Source organism: Micromonospora sp. AMSO1212t, from assembly GCF_008868145.1.
In the GTDB taxonomy this organism is placed as follows: Bacteria; Actinomycetota; Actinomycetes; order Mycobacteriales; family Micromonosporaceae; genus Micromonospora; species Micromonospora tulbaghiae.
Window position 1 is genome coordinate 1 of sequence record NZ_WBKS01000015.1, and the last position, 16,817, is coordinate 16,817.

Annotated in this window: 16 protein-coding genes; 9 read left to right on the forward strand and 7 right to left on the reverse strand. The window is 72.7% G+C overall.

Annotated elements, in window-relative coordinates; genetic code table 11:
* Positions 1 to 1,337, reverse strand: a 1,337-nt coding sequence (locus F8279_RS06705; RefSeq protein ID WP_151499403.1) for a hypothetical protein, incomplete at its 3' end; no start/stop codon positions are given.
* 87 nt (positions 1,338 to 1,424) lie between these two features.
* Between F8279_RS06705 and murD the strand changes: the two genes are divergently transcribed.
* Complete coding sequence (gene murD, locus F8279_RS06710) at positions 1,425 to 2,771, forward strand: UDP-N-acetylmuramoyl-L-alanine--D-glutamate ligase (RefSeq protein ID WP_091427457.1); 1,347 nt, start codon at positions 1,425 to 1,427, stop codon at positions 2,769 to 2,771.
* A gap of 4 nt (positions 2,772 to 2,775) precedes the next feature.
* On the opposite strand, the gene F8279_RS06715 is transcribed toward murD, so the two are convergent.
* From F8279_RS06715 to F8279_RS06725, 3 genes are all read right to left on the reverse strand, one after another.
* A complete protein-coding gene (locus tag F8279_RS06715) occupies positions 2,776 to 3,306 on the reverse strand; it encodes a DUF6114 domain-containing protein (RefSeq protein ID WP_151499404.1) in 531 nt (176 codons plus the stop codon).
* Position 3,307: 1 nt separating this feature from the next.
* Positions 3,308 to 3,937 (reverse strand): DUF6230 family protein, encoded by a 630-nt coding sequence (locus tag F8279_RS06720; protein WP_091427461.1) that lies wholly within the window; start codon positions 3,935 to 3,937, stop codon positions 3,308 to 3,310.
* A 184-nt stretch (positions 3,938 to 4,121) separates the two neighbouring features.
* A complete protein-coding gene (locus F8279_RS06725) occupies positions 4,122 to 4,877 on the reverse strand; it encodes a TetR/AcrR family transcriptional regulator (protein ID WP_091427462.1) in 756 nt (251 codons plus the stop codon).
* Between the two features lie 346 nt (positions 4,878 to 5,223).
* On the opposite strand from F8279_RS06725, the gene F8279_RS06730 reads away from it, so the two are divergent.
* The gene (locus F8279_RS06730; RefSeq protein ID WP_091427464.1) at positions 5,224 to 5,910 is read left to right on the forward strand and encodes a Tat pathway signal sequence domain protein; all 687 of its coding nucleotides are present in this window, start codon (positions 5,224 to 5,226) and stop codon (positions 5,908 to 5,910) included.
* A 57-nt stretch (positions 5,911 to 5,967) separates the two neighbouring features.
* On the opposite strand, the gene F8279_RS06735 is transcribed toward F8279_RS06730, so the two are convergent.
* Positions 5,968 to 6,930 (reverse strand): hypothetical protein, encoded by a 963-nt coding sequence (locus F8279_RS06735; RefSeq protein WP_151499426.1) that lies wholly within the window; start codon positions 6,928 to 6,930, stop codon positions 5,968 to 5,970.
* Between the two features lie 117 nt (positions 6,931 to 7,047).
* Here F8279_RS06735 and F8279_RS06740 point away from each other — a divergent pair, with 117 nt between their 5' ends.
* Positions 7,048 to 8,343, forward strand: coding sequence for an aspartate aminotransferase family protein (locus F8279_RS06740; protein ID WP_151499405.1), 1,296 nt, complete (start codon positions 7,048 to 7,050; stop codon positions 8,341 to 8,343).
* A gap of 3 nt (positions 8,344 to 8,346) precedes the next feature.
* Here the strand turns inward: F8279_RS06740 and F8279_RS06745 are convergent, their stop codons facing one another.
* Complete coding sequence (locus tag F8279_RS06745; RefSeq protein WP_151499406.1) at positions 8,347 to 9,777, reverse strand: acyltransferase; 1,431 nt, start codon at positions 9,775 to 9,777, stop codon at positions 8,347 to 8,349.
* A gap of 163 nt (positions 9,778 to 9,940) precedes the next feature.
* Here F8279_RS06745 and ngcE point away from each other — a divergent pair, with 163 nt between their 5' ends.
* The 4 genes from ngcE to F8279_RS06765 all read left to right on the forward strand — a co-directional run bounded on the left by ngcE (position 9,941) and on the right by F8279_RS06765 (position 13,830).
* The gene (gene ngcE, locus F8279_RS06750) at positions 9,941 to 11,356 is read left to right on the forward strand and encodes an N-acetylglucosamine/diacetylchitobiose ABC transporter substrate-binding protein (RefSeq protein ID WP_151499407.1); all 1,416 of its coding nucleotides are present in this window, start codon (positions 9,941 to 9,943) and stop codon (positions 11,354 to 11,356) included.
* A complete protein-coding gene (locus F8279_RS06755; RefSeq protein ID WP_013287344.1) occupies positions 11,356 to 12,264 on the forward strand; it encodes a carbohydrate ABC transporter permease in 909 nt (302 codons plus the stop codon). Before ngcE ends, F8279_RS06755 begins: the two co-directional genes overlap by 1 nt.
* Before the next feature lie 128 nt (positions 12,265 to 12,392).
* Positions 12,393 to 13,166 (forward strand): carbohydrate ABC transporter permease, encoded by a 774-nt coding sequence (locus F8279_RS06760; RefSeq protein WP_225853167.1) that lies wholly within the window; start codon positions 12,393 to 12,395, stop codon positions 13,164 to 13,166.
* Positions 13,167 to 13,251: 85 nt separating this feature from the next.
* Positions 13,252 to 13,830 (forward strand): hypothetical protein, encoded by a 579-nt coding sequence (locus F8279_RS06765; RefSeq protein ID WP_151499409.1) that lies wholly within the window; start codon positions 13,252 to 13,254, stop codon positions 13,828 to 13,830.
* A 138-nt stretch (positions 13,831 to 13,968) separates the two neighbouring features.
* Here the strand turns inward: F8279_RS06765 and F8279_RS06770 are convergent, their stop codons facing one another.
* Positions 13,969 to 14,958, reverse strand: coding sequence for an N-acetylglucosamine kinase (locus F8279_RS06770; RefSeq protein WP_151499410.1), 990 nt, complete (start codon positions 14,956 to 14,958; stop codon positions 13,969 to 13,971).
* Between the two features lie 157 nt (positions 14,959 to 15,115).
* On the opposite strand from F8279_RS06770, the gene F8279_RS06775 reads away from it, so the two are divergent.
* Both F8279_RS06775 and F8279_RS06780 read left to right on the forward strand, forming a co-directional pair.
* Positions 15,116 to 16,063, forward strand: a complete 948-nt coding sequence (locus F8279_RS06775) for a MurR/RpiR family transcriptional regulator (RefSeq protein WP_091427480.1) — start codon at positions 15,116 to 15,118, stop codon at positions 16,061 to 16,063.
* Positions 16,060 to 16,809, forward strand: a complete 750-nt coding sequence (locus tag F8279_RS06780; RefSeq protein ID WP_091427482.1) for an SIS domain-containing protein — start codon at positions 16,060 to 16,062, stop codon at positions 16,807 to 16,809. Before F8279_RS06775 ends, F8279_RS06780 begins: the two co-directional genes overlap by 4 nt.
* Positions 16,810 to 16,817 lie beyond the last annotated feature (8 nt).

The window sequence follows — 16,817 nt, forward strand, 5'->3', positions numbered from 1 at the left end:
GTGAGGGTCTTGGCGTAGGGGGCGGGGACGAAGTTGTCGCCGCCGGGGGTGAACACGTCGGAGGTCGCGGCCGCCTGCCAGGCCGTGTCGGGCAGCGCCGCCACCAGGGCGCGTACCACAGGTGCGTCGCGCCACTGCTCCTGCTGGGCGAGCAGGCTGAGCGCGACCACCGACTCCTCCACCTCGCCCACGCACTCGAACGGCTTGTGCCCGTCGATGCCGAGCAGCTCCCGGTAGCCGGGGACCTGGGACTCGTCGGCCAGCAGGTCGCCGCCGAAGATGCCGGTGAGCCGCTCCCGCGGCATGAACGGCGCCATGGCCAGGAACACGAACCGGCACTTCGGGCAGTCGCGGCACCAGCGCTCGCTCGCGTCCCGCAGCTTGAACGCCGCGTTGCAGCTGGTCACCACCGCGTCGTACCGGTCGATCTCGGCGAACAGGCGGGCGATGTGCAGCTCGGACAGGGAGCGCAGCAGCGAGAAGTACGGCTCGACGAGCCCGGCGTGCTCGGCCAGCGCCGCCCGCAGCAGCCCTTCCGCCTCGACGCCCTTGGACCACTGGTGGTTGATCTCGTGGCCGTTCCAGATCAGGTTCGGGTCGGAGGCGGAACGCTCGTTCGACATCACCACCGGGCCGAGCCCGTGCAGGACGGCGGTGGCCACGGCGATCAGCGAGTTGATCGCGGTGACCGGGATGTGCCCGTTGCGCGCGCCGGCGGCGTTCAGCTCGAACAGCACCGGGTCCAGTCGCCGCCGGGCGGCCAGCGGCACCAGGTCCGACGCCTCGTTCACCGACACGATCACGTGGTTCGGGTTGACCGAGAACGGCACCGGGTCGAGGCCGGCGCGTCGCAGCGCCTCCAGCGTGACGATGGAGTCCTTGCCGCCGCCCACCGCCGACAGCGGACGGAGGTCGGAGTTGTCCACCGGCACGGCCGGGTCCACGGTGCCGGACGGCACCTCGGGACGCAGCTCCAGCACGTGCGGCAGCTCGTTGCGGTACGCGTACTCGGCGAGGCCCTTGGTGTAGACGGCGGTGACCAGCTCGACGGCGGCGGCGCCCAGCGGCGCGGGCAGCACCAGCCGGGGCGGCGCGGCGGCCTTGTAGTAGCTGACGCCGGCGACCACGTGCAGCAGCTCCAGCACCCGGGCCAGGGTCGCCGCTGTGGCGTCGGAGACCGGCTCGGCCGGCAGCGGAAGCGTGATCACCTCGGTGAACCGCTGCTCGCCGTCGGGACCGGTCAGGGCGTAGTCGAACAGGACCTCGCCGGTGGCGTAGTCGATCGAGTAGGACGGGAAGGTGAAGGCGTCCATCCGCCGCAGCTGCTCGTTGGGCACACGCCATACTAGGCCCTGGTTCGTCCGTCCGTGTCCGGCTGGGCCGGACCCTGCCCGCCGTGCGTCGACCGAGTCCGAGGAGAGCCCGTGCGCCTGTCTGATCTGCGCGGACGTCATGTCGCCGTCTGGGGCGCCGGCCGCGAGGGCCGGGCCGCGGTGACCGCGATCGCCGCGCACGGGCCGGCCGGCCTGGTCGTCGTCGACGACAGCGCCAACTTCCTCACGCTGCCCTGGGACGGTCCGCTCGCCGCGGCGGCGCCGCTCGTCACCGGCGAGGAGGGCTTCGAGCGCCTGGCCGCCGCCGACGTGGTGGTCCGCTCGCCGGGCGTGCCGAACACCCACCCGTGGATGGTGGAGCTGCGCCGCCGGTCCGTGCCCGTCACGCAGGGCAGCGCGCTGTGGATGGCCGACCACGCGGACCGGACCGTCGGGGTGACCGGCAGCAAGGGCAAGAGCACCACGTCCAGCCTGATCAGCCACCTGCTCACCGCGATGGACCGGCCGAACGTGTTCGGCGGCAACATCGGGGTGCCGCTGCTGGACCTGCCGGAGGCGGAGCTGTACGTCCTGGAGCTGTCCAGCTACCAGTGCTCCGACCTGACCGACTCGCCGCGGGTGGCGGTGGTGACCGCGCTGTTCCCCGAGCACCTGGACGCGCACGGCGGCGAGCGGGAGTACTACCGGGACAAGCTGAACCTGATCGCGCACGGCCCGCACGCCGTGGTGGTCAACGGCGCCGACCCGCGCCTGGCGGCGGAGCTGGGCGACCGGGCCGCGGTACGGGCCGGCTCGCCGGACACCACGCACGTGGCCACCGGGCCGGACGGCGCGCAGTGGTTCCACCTGCGGGACACGCCGCTGTTCCCGCGCGCGGTGCTGCCGCTGGTCGGGCGGCACAACGAGGGCAACCTCTGCGTCGCGCTGGCCGTGCTGGACGCGCTCGGCGTCGACGTGGTGGCACGCAAGGACAGCCTCGCCGTGGCGGTCGCCGAGTTCCAGGGCCTGGCGCACCGGCTCACCGAGATCGCCGACCCGTCCGGGCTCACGTTCGTCGACGACACGCTTGCCACCAGCCCGTACGCGGCCATGCACGCGATCGACGCGTACGAGGGACGGCCGCTGACCGTGATCGTCGGCGGCGCCGACCGAGGGCTGGACTACAGCCCGCTGCGCGCGCACCTGGCCGACCGGGAGATCACCGTGATCGGCGTGCCGGACAGCGGCCCCCGCATCGTGGAGGCGCTGTCCGGCCTGCCGTCGGTGCGTACCGAACTGGCCGACGACCTGGTCGCCGCCGTCGGGCTGTCCCGCAAGCTCACCCCGGCCGGCGGGGTGGTGCTGCTGTCCCCGGCCGCGCCTAGCTACGGCCGGTTCCGCAACTTCGAGCACCGCTCCGAGGTGTTCGCGCAGGCGGTGGCCGACACCGCCCGCTGAGCGGTCAGCCGCGCTCCGCCCGGGCGTTCCTCGGCGGCCCCGGCTCGGCCGACAGGATCGCGTCGAGGGACTCGGTCGGCGCGGAGCTGTCGACCGGTTCCCGGGGCTCGGGGACGGTCTCCGCCGGCTTCGTCTCCGGGGCGCTGCGGGCCGCCCGCGCCTTGACCGGCGTCCAGGCGAACGCGAGCGCGCCGCCGACGAGCGCCAGCAGCATGCCGATCAGGAACCCGCCCAGGTTCGAGGTGAGCCAGGAGACCAGCCCGAGCACGAGGGAGAGCACCGCGTAGAAGACGCGTTGCTGCGGCGTGGTGATCAGCAGCACGCCGCAGATGACCAGGATGGCCGGGACCAGGTACGCGGCCAGCCCTTGCGGCCCGACGTGCAGCAGCACCCCGAGTGGCGCGCGCAGCGTCACGAGCATCTCCGCGCCGCCGAGCGCGATGAGCAGCCCGGCGGTGAACGGCCGCGCCCGGCGCCAGCGCCGCCAGCGTGTACGGACGCCGGCGGCGGGCGCCGAGTGCTGTCCCGCTGTCACGTCAGCACCCTTCGGAGCTGAAGCCCATGCGCAGGTTGGGCAGCGTGAAGACGGCGGCGGTGGTTGCGTAGTTGTTCTGCCGCAGGTTGGTGATGGTCACGGTGTCGGCCTGCTGGGCGAACACGCCCGGGTTGCCCTTGACCCCGGGGACCTTGTCGACGGTGCTGGCGTCCTGCCCGACGTCGATGTTCTTGAAGGAGGCGTTACCGGCGATCTCGTCACCGTCGACCACCAGCGTGCGGGCGCTCACCGGCTTGCCGGAATTGCCGGCGGTGATCCGCAGGTTGGTCCCGCCCAGGTTGATGCTCTGGCAGAGATTGGTCAGCTCGGCCTTGTCGATGGCCGAGACGATCACGAGCACCTGCCCGCCGGTGTCGCCCTGGTTGGGGCTGTCCGGGATCATCTGGTCGAGCGTGGCGAACTGCTCGAACCCGGTGCCCTCCAGTTTGTCGGCGGTGACCGTGAACGGCATGCCCGAGATGGCGAACTGCGCGCCGAGCACACCCTGCGCGGTCAGCACCACCATGCCGGCCGCGCCGGCCGCCACGGCGCCGAACGTGACGGCGAACCGGCGCCAGCGCACGCCGCTTCTCGGTTGATCGGTCTCGATCTGCTCGATCTGCTCCGGCATGCCCGGCCCCTTTCGAGATCAATTCACCTGCGACGATGCGAGTCGGATTCGCAGGATGTGCGCGCCGAGGGGCGCAGGCCGAAGTTACCGCTGAGTAAAGGGGCGGTCAACTGCCTGTAGCAGATCGTTGAGCGGCATTTGCCAAAAGCGGCCAAAGTGAAAAACCGCTGCGGTTTCCGACCGGTCAGGGCTGGCCGGGCGCGCAGGGCGCGGTGGCGGCCGGGCCGTCGTCCGTCCCCGCCGCCCGCGCCACACGGCCCGCCTCGGACGGGCCGAGGAACGGCGCGGTGGCCGCGTACGTGAGCGCCGGCAGCAGCAGCGGCAGCTCCTCCGCCCGCCCCTGCGCCACCCGCTCGCGGATGGTGGCGTGGATGCCGCCGACCACAGTGGACAACAGTGCCTCCCGGTCCACGCCGGCCGGATCCGGTCCGGTGCCGGCGAAGAACCGGCGGAAGCTGCGCAGCAGCGCGTCGCGCTCCCGGCGGGCGTCCGGGCCGGCCGCGTCCACCTCGACGAGCGCCATCCGGGCGAAGGCGGGCACGCTCGCCAGCACGTCGAGCAGCGTGCGCAGCGCCGCCCGGGCGGCCTCCGGCCAGGCCGGACCGGCGTCGCGGTAGGCGTCCTCCATCAGGTGCGAGACCACCGCGATGCCGTGCCGGTACGCGGCCAGGAACGCGTCCTGTTTGCCGCTGAACAGCGCGTAGAACGCGGGCCGGGTGACCCCGGCGGCGTGGCAGATGTCGCTGACCCGGGCGTTGTCGTACCCCCGGGTGGCGACCTCCCGGACCAGCCCGTCGAAGAGGCGGTCGCGCTGGGTCGCCGCCACCTCCTCGGCCGGCACCCGGCGCGGGCCGCGCTTGATGGCGCGGTCCGGGTCGCGGCCGTGGCGGGCCCCGGGCAGGGGCACGGGTGCCGGCGACGGCGGGCTCGGGACTGTCACTCATCGACCTTTCTTGATGCGTTGACTTTACGACCCTCCGGGGTTTATAACTTTCGACACGCTCAGTTCATGCCTCGTCACCGCTGGTGATCTCTCCTGATCGGTCACCCGAACGCGTCGAAGGAGGGCCGGATGGCTGCCATTATCGCCGCGCGGACCCGTCCCCCCAAGGCCGGAGAGATCCAGGTGACGCGGCGACGCCGCACTGCGCCACGCCGCCCGGCCCGCTGAGGCCGCAACGGCGCACCACCACCGGCGGCCCCATCCCGGCCGCCGCACCCACCGGCTCCGTCCACTCCGGACGCCGCCGGCACCGTGTCCTGTCCCACCGCCGGAAGGAACAACCATGCCCAGGTACGGACGTATCGGCGCGGGTCTCGCCGCCCTGACGCTGCTGACCGGTCTGGTCGGCGCTGCCCCCGCCTCCGCCGCACCCACCACCTCGCTCGCCAGCGCAGTGCTGACCTACCCGACCGTCGCCGGCACCGCCGTGTCGGTGGGCGACGTCATCCAGGCCAGCCTGCGCAGCGGCACCAACGCCACGTTCTACAACTCGACCAGCGGCACCACCGGCATCAAGTGCGCCGCGTCCAGCTTCAGCGCCAAGGTGCTGACCAACCCGACCGCTCCCGGCACCGCGACCGAGAGCCTGACCGCGCAGTCGTTCTCCAGCTGCACGACGAACGTCTTCGGCACCACCGGCGTGCAGAGCGTGACGGTCAACAACCTGCCCTACACCACCTCGGTGACCAGCGCCGGCGTCGTCAAGATCTCCGGGACGACGGCGGCGCCGATCCAGAGCACCGTCGTGCTCAACTCGCTGCTCGGAACGATCACCTGCGTCTACCGGACGAGCACGAACTCGCTCACCGGTGCGGCGTCCAACGGCACCAACTCGATCAGCTTCACCAACCAGCCGCTCACCAAGTTCTCCGGCCCGTCGCTCTGCTTCGGCACCGCGTACTTCACCGCGACGTACTCGCCGGTGAGGGACACCAGCAAGACCGGCAGCCCGGCGGTCTACGTCAACTGACACCCGGCACTCGGGCCGGTGCGCGGCGATTCGCCGGGCACCGGCCCGCGCGCCGGTTCAGCCGGACGCCAGCGTCGCGTGCAGCGCGCGCATCGACCGCAGCGCCGACCGGATCTCCTGGAGGTAGCGGCCCGGCGTCAGGGTCGGCTCCGGTACGTCGACCGCGGCGCGCGCGGCCGGATCCACCCCTACCGTCTCGATGCCGCACCCGTACGGCACGGCGAGCGTCCGCAGCGCGTCGCAGTGCTGGAACGGCACGTAGATCGGGGCGGTCACCATCAGCACCGGGTCGCCCGCGCGCAGCCGCACGTGCTCGGCCCAGAACCGCTGCGTGTCGGCGGTGTGCGCGCGACGGCGGTCCGGTTCGCTCGACGGCGCGGCGAGCACCCGTACCGGGGGCAGCCCGGCCGGCCGGTAGGTGCGCGAGGACCAGGCCCGGTGCGGATGACCGGCCGGCTCGCCGCGCTCGTCGTCCGGCTCGGTCACCCCGAACGCCAGCCGCACGCCGGCGTCGAGGACGTCCACCTCGGTGGCGCAGCCGGACAGCCCGGCGGCGTCGAGCGTGCGGGACTCCGCCGCGGAGAGGGGCCGGAAGCTGCCCAGCACCGCCACCTCGCCGGTCACCTCCGCCGCCGTCCGGGCCAGCACCGCCGCGTACGCGGTGCGCCGCAGGCAGGCGTGCGCCAGCCCGCCGAGCACCAGCAGGTGCGCGTACCCGGATCGGGCCGGCGCGACGGCGCGGACCAGGCCCAGCTCGGCGGCGGCGCTCAGCACCAGCCCGGCGGTGGCCGGGTCGAACGCCGGCTCGCGGGCGTCCGGGCGTTCCCGCCCCTGCCGGAAGTCCCAGCGGCGGGCGGAGAAAGCGTCCAGCCCGGCCAGCACCGCCGCCAGGTCGCCGTCGGGCCAGTCGCCGCCGAAGTGCGTCACGAGACGCCGCACCGGCGTGGACTCCACCCAGGACCGGACCCCGGCGAGGAGCCGCTCCCGCGTCGTCCCCGCCGCGCCGCCCGGCAGCGTCACCTGTTCCGTCCGCACCCGGCGGATGCTACCGCCGGGCCGACTCGCGCAGTGCCGGTTGTCCCGGCCCCGGTCGTGGTGGGAGCGTGCGGGGATCCACCTCCGCTGAAGGGTGCGCCGATGACCTCCGACGACCTGCTGGCCCGGCACCGGGCCGTGCTCCCGACCTGGATGCCGCTCTACTACGCCGAACCGCTGGAACTCGTCGCCGGTTCCGGCCGCCGGGTCACCGACGCGGCCGGCCGGACCTATCTGGACTTCTTCGGCGGGGTGCTGACCACGATGGTCGGTCACGACATCCCGGAGATCCGGGAGGCGGTCGAGCGGCAGCTACGTACCGGCCTCGTGCACACCTCGACGCTCTATCTGATTCGTCAGCAGGTCGAGCTGGCCGAGAAGATCGCCCGGCTCTCCGGCATCCCGGACGCCCGCGTCTTCTTCACCAACTCCGGCACCGAGGCGAACGAGGCCGCGCTGCTGGTCGCCACCAACCACCGGCGCTCGCACCAGATCCTCGCGGTCCGCAACAGCTACCACGGCCGGTCGTACGCGACGATGGGCGTCACCGGCAACCGCGGCTGGTCGGCCAGCGCGCTCAACCCGTTACAGGTGGCCTGGCTCCACTCCGGGGAACGGCTGCGCGGGCTGCTGGCCCGGCTGGATGCCGCCGACCGGGTCGACGCGGCGGTCGAGGACCTGCGCGAGGTGCTCGCCACCCAGACCGCCGGCGACGTGGCCTGCCTGATCGCCGAGCCGGTCCAGGGCGTCGGCGGCTTCGTGCACGGCCCGGACGGGCTCTTCGCCGCCTGGAAGAAGGTGCTCGACGAGCACGGCATCCTGCTGATCAGCGACGAGGTGCAGACCGGTTGGGGCCGTACCGGCGAGCACTTCTGGGGCTACCAGGCGCACGGCGTGACGCCGGACCTGCTCACCTTCGCCAAGGGCATCGGCAACGGCTTCGCGCTGGCCGGGGTGGTCGGCCGGGCCGAGGTGATGGAGTCGGTGCCGGCGATCAGCTTCTCCACGTTCGGCGGCAACCCGGTCTCCACAGCCGCCGGCAACGCGGTGCTCGACTACCTGCTCGACCACGACCTCCAGGCCAACGCCGCCCGGGTCGGCGCGATCCTGGGCGACGGCCTGCGCGCGGCCACCGCCGGGCTGGACCAGGTCGCCGAGGTGCGCGGCAAGGGCCTGATGCTCGCCGTCGAGTTCGTCCACCCGGGAACCGTCGAGCCGGACGCGGCGCTGACCACCCGCGTGTTCGAGGCGTGCCGGGCCGGCGGCCTGCTGGTGGGCAAGGGCGGCCTGTACGGCAACGTGATCCGGATGGGCCCGCCGCTGACGCTCACCGAGGACGAGGCCCGGGAGGGCCTGGCGATCATGGTCGACGCCATCGGCAGCTCGATCGGGGGGTGAGCGTCAACCCGGCCGGTGCCGTCCTGCCCGTCCGGACCTGAGCAGCCGCAGCAGGCCCGCCCCGGCCAGGTACGCCACCAGCGCCGGGGCGGGCAGGCCCAGCGGCTCCGGCGCGGTCTTGGGCGCCAGGCTGTTCAGCAGCAGGCCGGCGAGCACGCCCGCGTACCCGGCGACGGCCAGGCCGGCGCGCAGCCGCCGGCCACCCACCCCGGCCGGCCCGGTCGCGGGCGGTCGGCGGGTGCGGGCCTCGACCGGGCCGAAGACGGCGACCAGGACGGCCAGCACCGCGGCCAGCGCGAGCAGCCACGGTACGCGCCACGCCCACCAGGCCGCCGAGCCGACCGGGGGAGTGGGCAGCACGCCGAGCGCGTCCAGCAGCCCGACGAGCAGCACCGCGGCGGTCAGGTGCCAGAGGAAGAGGGTGAGCACCACCGCGTTGACCGCGAGTACCGCCTGCCACGGGCCGGACCGGCGCAGCCATCGCCCGGCCGGGCGGCGCAGCAGCAGGATCAGGCCGAGCTGGGCGGCGGCCGCGGCCATCAGCGCCAGGCTCGGCGGCGCCGCGTTGTCCAGCCGCTCGCCGGGCACGTGGAGCATCGCCACCGGGTACGGCCCGACCGCCGTGAGCAGCACCAGCGCGACCAGCCCACCGCCGAGCAGGACCGCGCCCGCCCGCCGGGACAGCGGCAGCCCGCGGCGCAACAGGCCCTGGCTTCCGGCAGCGGCCGCGTCGCCGGCGGTCGCCCCGGCGCCGGTCGCGTCGCCTGGGCGGCGGTTGGCCGCCCGGGTGGCGTCGTACCAGGCGAAACCGAGCTGGTGTACGGCCAGCCAGCCGAACAGGTAGTTGCCGTCGGCGAGCGCGGCCGGGCCGAGGAGCCGGCCGAGATCGCCGAGTGTCACGAGGACCACGAGCGCCACCGGCACGGCGAGCCCGAACCGGCGGTGCAGCGCGTACATCGGCGGAGTCAGCGCCACCACGGCGACGTAGGCGACCAGGAACCACAGCGGGATGGTGGCGAACCAGACCACCGCGCGCACCTGCGTCGCGTCGGCGCCGCGTAGCGTCGCGGTCGCCGCGCCCGCCGCGAGGACCAGCAGCAACACGGTGGTCGGGCGGACCAGCCGGGCGCTGCGGTCCACCAGCCACCCGGCCGCCGACCCGCCCCGGCGCCGGCGGGCGGCCAGCGAGGCGGCGTTGGCGTAGCCGCCGACCAGGAAGAACACCGGCATCACCTGGGCCACCCAGGTCAGAGGCCAGGCCCAGCGCAGATCCGCCAGTGCCGAGTGGCCGGCCGGGCGGCCGTCGTCGTACCCGATGGCGGTGACGCCCCAGTGGCCGAGCACGACCATGGTGATGGCCAGCGCCCGGAGCAGGTCGATGTAGCGCTCCCGCCCCGGCGGCGTGCGTTGCGCGAGCTGCCGCAGGCGGCGCATGTGGTCAGGCTAGGCCAGCCGGCGCCGACCGGTACGGATAACGGATCGGTCGAGAGGTCTTGTGGTCCCCGTCGCACTGTCGTAGAAATTCTTCATTGGAAATGCGTCTTGTGAAGACAAGCGACAGGGTGCTCACCGCGCGTACCCGGACCGAGGAGATGCGATGAACAGGCGTGAGATCCTACGGCGCAGCGCCGCCGCCGGTCTGCTGGCCACCCCCGCCGCCGGGCTGCTCGCCGGCTGCGCCACCTCCGGTGGCGGCGACGAGGGCGACAAGGGCGCGTACAAGGGCACCAAGAGCGAGCAGAACCCGCTCGGCGTGGCCGAGGACGCCCCGCTCGAGGTAGTGATCTTCAACGGCGGCTTCGGGGAGGACTACGCGAAGGCCCACGAGGCCATGTACAAGGAGCGGTACCCGAAGGCGGAGATCAAGCACTCGGCCACCGCGGAGATCAGCAAGACGCTTCAACCCCGGTTCGTCGACGGCAGCCCGCCGGACGTGGTGAACAACTCCGGCGCCGGCCAGATCGACTTCAACGGCCTGGTCTCCCAGAACGCGCTCGCCGACCTGGGCGAGCTGCTCGCCGCGCCGAGCCTCGACACGCCCGGCAAGACGGTCAAGGACACGCTGCTGCCCGGCACCGTCGAGGTCGGCTCCTACGACGGCCGTTTCCTGGTGCTCAACTACACCTACACGGTGTACGGAATCTGGCACTCCACCAAGCTGTTCGCCGACCGCGGCTGGGAGGACGCCAAGACCTGGGACGCCCACATCGCGCTCTGCCGCCGGATCAAGGCCGCGGGCATCGCCCCCTGGACGTACGCCGGTGTGCACCCCCGCTACATGAGCTGGCCGCTGATCTCCACCGCGATCAAGCTCGGCGGCCCGTCGGTCGCGCTGGCGATCGACAACCTGGAGCCCAACGCCTGGAAGTCGGACGCGATGAAGACCGCCGCCGACGCCTGGCACCAGATCGTCAAGGACAAGTTCATCCTGGACGGCTCCCCGGGCCTGGACCACAAGCAGTCGCAGACCGCGTGGTGCCAGGGCAAGGCCGCGTTCATCTCCTGCGGCTCCTGGCTGGAGAGCGAGCAGAAGGACGTCACGCCGCCCGGGTTCAACATGGCCGTCGCGCCGACGCCGAGCCTGGGCAGCGGCGACAAGCTGCCGTACGAGGCGATCCGCGGCACCGCGGGCGAGCCGTTCATGGTGCCGGCGAAGGCGCGCAACGTCGCCGGTGGCCTGGAGTACTTCCGGACCATGCTCTCCCGCAAGGGCGCCCAGGACTTCACCCGGAAGGTCGCCAGCCTGCCCGTGGTCGCCGGCGCCACCGAGGGCATCGACCTGCCGTACGGGCTCGGCACCGTGGTCAAGGCGCTCGACGCGTCCGGGTCCAACGGCTTCAACTGGGTCTACAACAACTACTACCGCAAGCTGGAGCGCAACCTGGTCGACGCGGCCTGCGGCGAGTTCTTCAGCGGCCGGATCTCCCCGGCCGAGTTCCTCGACCAGTGCCAGAAGGGCGCCGACTCGATCGCCCAGGACAGCTCGGTCAAGAAGTACAAGCGGTCGGCGTGATGCGACAGGGCCGCCTCCCCCTGATCCTCACGTTCCTGCTGCCCCCACTCGCGCTGTACGGCATCTTCGTGCTGTCGCCGTACCTCCAGGCCTTTCAGATCTCCACCACCGACTGGATGGGCTACTCCGCGCAGGCCGACCCGGTCGGCATGGCGAACTTCCGCACGTTGCTGCACGACGGGTACGTGTGGAACGCGTTGAAGAACAACGCGATCCTGCTCGCCGTGGTGCCGGTGGTGACGATCGGGCTGGGCCTGTTCTTCGCCAGCATGCTCACCATGGGCGGACGCAAGGGCCGGGCCGGGGTGACCGGGGTGCGCGGCACCTCGGTCTACCGGCTCGTCTACTTCTTCCCGCAGGTGCTCTCGGTGGTGATCATCGCGCTGCTCTGGAAGGAGATCTACAGCCCGACCAGTGGCCTGCTCAACGGCGCCCTGCGCGCCGTCGGGCTGGCCACCCCGGCCTGGCTCGGCGACCCGCGCTTCGCGTTCTGGTGCGTGCTGGCGGTGATGGTGTGGAGCAACGTCGGCTTCTACGTGGTGCTCTTCGGCGCCGCCATGCAGGCGATTCCGCGCGACATCTACGAGGCGGTGCTGCTCGACGGCGCGTCCCGTACGACGATGCTGCGGAAGATCACCATCCCGCTGCTCTGGGACACCATCCAGGTCGCCTGGATCTACCTGGCCATCGCGGCGCTGGACGGCTTCATCCTGGTCCAGCTCATGACGAACGGCGGGCCGAACTTCTCCTCCGACGTGATCGGGCTGCGGATGTACGACACGTCGTTCGGCAGCGAGAACAAGTTCGGGTACGCCTCGGCGATCGGTGTGGCGATGTTCTTCCTGACCCTCTCGGTGGCGGTACTGGCACTGCGCACCGCCCGGCGTGATCGGATCGAGTACTCGTGACCACAGTGGACACCGGCGCCCCGGCCGCCGAGGCGACCCGCGCGGCCACCCCGGGTGACCGGCCGCCGCGGCGCGAGCTGGGCGTGGCGAACGTCTTCTCGCACGGCTTCCTGCTGCTCTGGGGGGCCATGACGGTCCTGCCGCTGGCCTGGATGGTGCTCAGCTCACTCAAGAGCAACGGCGAGATCATCTCCGAGCCGTGGGGGCTGCCCGAGGCGCTGCGGTTCGACAACTGGTCGCGCGCCTGGACCAGCGCCCACATCGGCCGGTTTTTCTTCAACAGCCTGGTCGTGGTGGCGGGCTCGCTGAGCCTGACCATGCTGCTCGGCGCCACCGCCGCGTACGTCTTCGCGCGCTACGAGTTCCGTGGCCGGCAGGTGGTCTACTACCTGTTCGTCGGCGGCATGATGTTCCCGGTCTTCCTGGCCCTGGTGCCGCTGTTCTTCGTGGTCCGCAGCGTCGGCCTGCTCGGCACCTGGCCGGGCCTGATCCTGGTCTACACGGCGTACTCGCTGCCGTTCACGGTGTTCTTCCTGACCGCGTTCTTCCGGACGCTGCCGACCTCGGTCGCGGAGGCCGCGCTGATCGACGGCTGCGGGCACTTCCGGCTGTTCTTCCGGGTGATGCTGCCGATGGCGAGACCGGGACTGATCAGTGTCGGGATCTTCAACTTCCTGAGCCACTGGAACCAGTTCCTGCTGCCGCAGGTGCTGATGCCCGGCGACGGGCAGGACCGGATGCTCGCCCAGGGGCTGAGTTCGCTCGCGGTGAGCCAGGGCTACGCCGGTGACTACGCCCAGTTGTTCGCCGGCCTGACCATCGCGGTGCTGCCGGTGCTCGTGGTGTACGTGGCGTTCCAGCGTCAGGTCCAGTCCGGACTGACCGCCGGGCAGCTCAAGTGAGGTGGTTGCCACAGGCAACGGGGCAGTGGGGAAGATCGAGCTGACCTAGGGTGGGCCGGCACGCTCATCTATCGACAGGAATCTCATGTTCTTCCTCCTCTACACGCTGTTGCTGCTGCTCGGCGGCATCGCGATGATCGCGGTGGGCATAGCCGTCAAGGAACAGGGCAAGGGCTCCCGGATCCTCAACGTGGTCATCGGCCTGGCCTTCTTCGGGTACGGCTTCTACCTGCTCTTCCTCTTCGACGGCGACAGCTACCGGATCTTCTTCTACGTCTTCGTGCTGCCGATCCTGTTGATCGTGCGCGCCGTGAAGGCACGCAAGGAGGCCCGCGAGCAGGCCGCCGCGCCGCAGTTCGCGGGCGCGCAGCAGTACCCGGGCGGGCAGCAGCAGGGCATGTACCCGGGTGCGGGGCACGGTCAGCCCGGTCCGGCGTACCCGCCCGCCCCGGGTCAGCCCGCCCCGTACGGCGCCGCGCCGCAGGGGTACCCGGCTCAGCCCGCTCCGCAGGGCTGGCACCCGACTCAGCCGGCTCAGGGCAGCGCGCCCCAGGGCCACCCGGGTCAGCCCGCGCAGTACGGCCCCGCGCCGCAGGCCCACCTGGGCCAGCCCGCTCCGCAGGGCTGGCACCCGAATCAGCCGAACCCCCAAGACCGATACTGATCGGCCCGGGAGCCCTGCGCACGCGAACGTCTGCCGGAAACGGCGGGTGGAACGTCATGGGTGTCAAACCGACGTTGTGACACCCATGGCGTTCCACCCGAGCGCTACCGCACGGCGCAGGGCGGCGCGGCGGGTGGGTCAGGTGGGTGAGGACACCAGGCGGGTGTGCAGTGCCGCCGGGTCGGTCACCTCGGGCAGGTCGCGGGCAGCCAGCCAGGCAGCGGCAGCCGCCCCGTCCCCGGCGCTGTGCAGCGGTGCGCCCGGCCACCGTTCGGCCAGTTCCGCGCGTACCGGGCCGGCCAGCGGGGTGTCGCCGGTGAGCAGCCCGCCGCCGAGCACCACCGGGTCGGTGGCACCGGGCGGGCGGATGCGGGAGACGCTCTCCGCCAGCAGGGCCGCGGCCTCGGCGATCAGCGCGACCGCCGTCGGTTCCTCGTCGCGGGCCGACGACACCACGACCGGCGCGAGGCGGGCCAGTTCCACCGGTGGCCGCCGGGTCACCGCCTGCACCACGGCGCCGGCGGTGGCGCGCGGCTGATCGTCCACCTCGGTCGTGCCGGTCAGCTCCGCCAGCACCCGGCGTCCCAGCTCACCGGGGGGTTGCGCGCGGTCCAGGTCGGTCAGCAGCCGCCGGACCGCCTCGCGGCCGAGCCAGAATCCGGAGCCCGCGTCGCCGAGCAGCCAGCCGTGGCCGTCGGCGGTGCGGTCCAGCCGCAGGTCGCGTACCTGGGCGGCGATGGCGCCGGTGCCGGCGACCAGCACGGTGCCGTCCGGGGCGGCGGTGCCGGAGGCATAGGCGACCAGGGCGTCGCCGTGCACGGCGTACGGGCAGCGCAGTCCCGCCTCGGCCCACGCGTGGTCGAACGCGTCGCGGCCGTGCGGGTCGGCCAGGAGGCGGCCGGCGCCGGCGAGGCCGATGACGCCGGCGCGTACCCGGAGCGGGTCGATGTCGGCGAGCGCCGCACGCAGGGCGGTGAGCAGTTCGGCGGCGGCCCGCTCGGCGCCGTGGCTGGTGGGGTTGCCGCCGCCGGCGCGGCCTGTGCCCAGACGCGTGCCGTCGAGGCTCAGCGCTGTCGCGCGGGTGGAGGTGCCCCCGACGTCGAGGCCGACCACGACGGTGTCCGACATGGTCCTCATGCTGGTCGGCCGCGTCGCCGGGCGCAAGATCGCGGCGGTGCGCCAGGTAACAGTTTGAAAACTTCGCCCACGCTCTTGACACGGAGGGGCCTTCAGTAAGAACTTTTACCACTAACAGTTAACACTCTTTTCCGAAAGGCTTCCGCCGATGGCCGAGCACGAGGTGGAGACTTCCGCGGCGACCGCGGTGGTCGATGCCGGTCCGGCCGACCGGCTGGGCGCCGACGGGGTGCTGGCCAGGGTCCGGGCCGGTACGGGGGAGCTGACCGGGGCGCTGCGCCGGGTCGCCGAGCACGTGCTCAGCGACCCGGAGGCGGCGGCGCGGGCGACAATCGTCGAGCTGGCCGAGCGCAGCGGCACGTCACCGGCGACCATCACCCGGTTCTGCCGGGCGATGGGCTTCGAGGGCTACGCCGACCTGCGGCTCGGCATCGCCGCCGAGACCGGGCGGGCCCGCTCGGCCGGCTGGACCGTCGACATCGGACGGGAGATCCAGCCCGGCGACCCGCTGTCCCGGGTGCTCGACCAGATCATGGCCGCCGACACGCGAGCCATGCACGACACCGCCGCGCTGCTCGACCTGGCCGAGGTGGAACGGGCGGCGGTGGCCATCGCCGGAGCGAACCGCGTGAACATCTTCGGGGCCAGCGGCAGCGCGCTCGTCGGTGAGGAGATGCAGTTCAGCCTGCACCGCATCGGCGTCGCGGCGTGGGCCTGGAGCGACGTGCACGAGGGACTGGCCAGCGCCGCGCTGCTGGGCGCCGGGGACGTCGCGCTCGGCATCTCGCACACCGGGCAGACCCGGGAGACGATCGAGCTGCTCGCCGAGGCCGGCAGCCGCGGCGCCACCACCGTCGCGCTCACCGGCTTCCCCCGCTCGCCGCTGGCCGAGCTGGCCGACATCGTGCTGGTCACCGCCAGCCAGGCCACCACGTTCCGGCCGGACGCGCTCTCCGCCCGGCACCCGCAGCTCGTCGTGCTCGACCTGCTCTACATCGCGGTGGCGCAGCGCACCCACGACCGTGCCCACGCGGCCTTCCGGCGTACCGCCCAGGCCGTCGACGGGCACAAGGCCGCGAAGGGGGCCCTCTCATGATCAGTGCCCAGCGGTACGCCGACGCGGTCCGCCCGGTGCTCGACCGGCTGGTGGACAGCCAGGCCGTGGCGGTGGACCGGGCGGCCGACCTGATCGCCTCCGGGCTGCGCGCGGGCGGCGTCCTCCAGGCCTTCGGCGCCGGCCACTCGGAGGCGTTCGCCGCCGAGCTGGTCGCCCGGGCCGGCGGTCTGGTCCCCACCAACCGGCTCTCCCTGCACGACCTCGTGCTGCACGGCGACGCGCCCCGCGACGTGCTCGCCGACCCGAAGCTGGAACGCGACCCGGCCGTGGCGCACCAGCTCTACGCCCTGGCGGCGCCGCAGCCGGGGGACGTGTTCGTGGTCGCCTCGCAGTCCGGCATCAACGGCTCGGTGGTCGAGCTGGCGACGCTGGTCAAGCGCGGCGGCCACCCGTTGATCGCTGTCACCTCGGTCGAGCACACCGCCCGGGTAGCTCCTCGGCACCCCTCCGGGCACCGGCTCGCCGACCTTGCCGACGTCGTGCTGGACAACGGCGCGCCGTACGGCGACGCACTGCTGCCGCTCGAGGGCGGCGGCGCGGTCTGCGCGGTCTCCTCGGTCACCGCGGCGCTGCTGGCGCAGCTGCTGACCGCCGAGGTCGTACGACGGTTCCACCAGGCCGGAGAGGTGCCCCCTGTCTACCTCTCCGCCAACGTCCCCGGTGGGGACGAGCACAACCTCGCCCTCGAGTCGCGGTACGCCGGGCGTCTCCGGCGGACCGCCTGACCCGACAC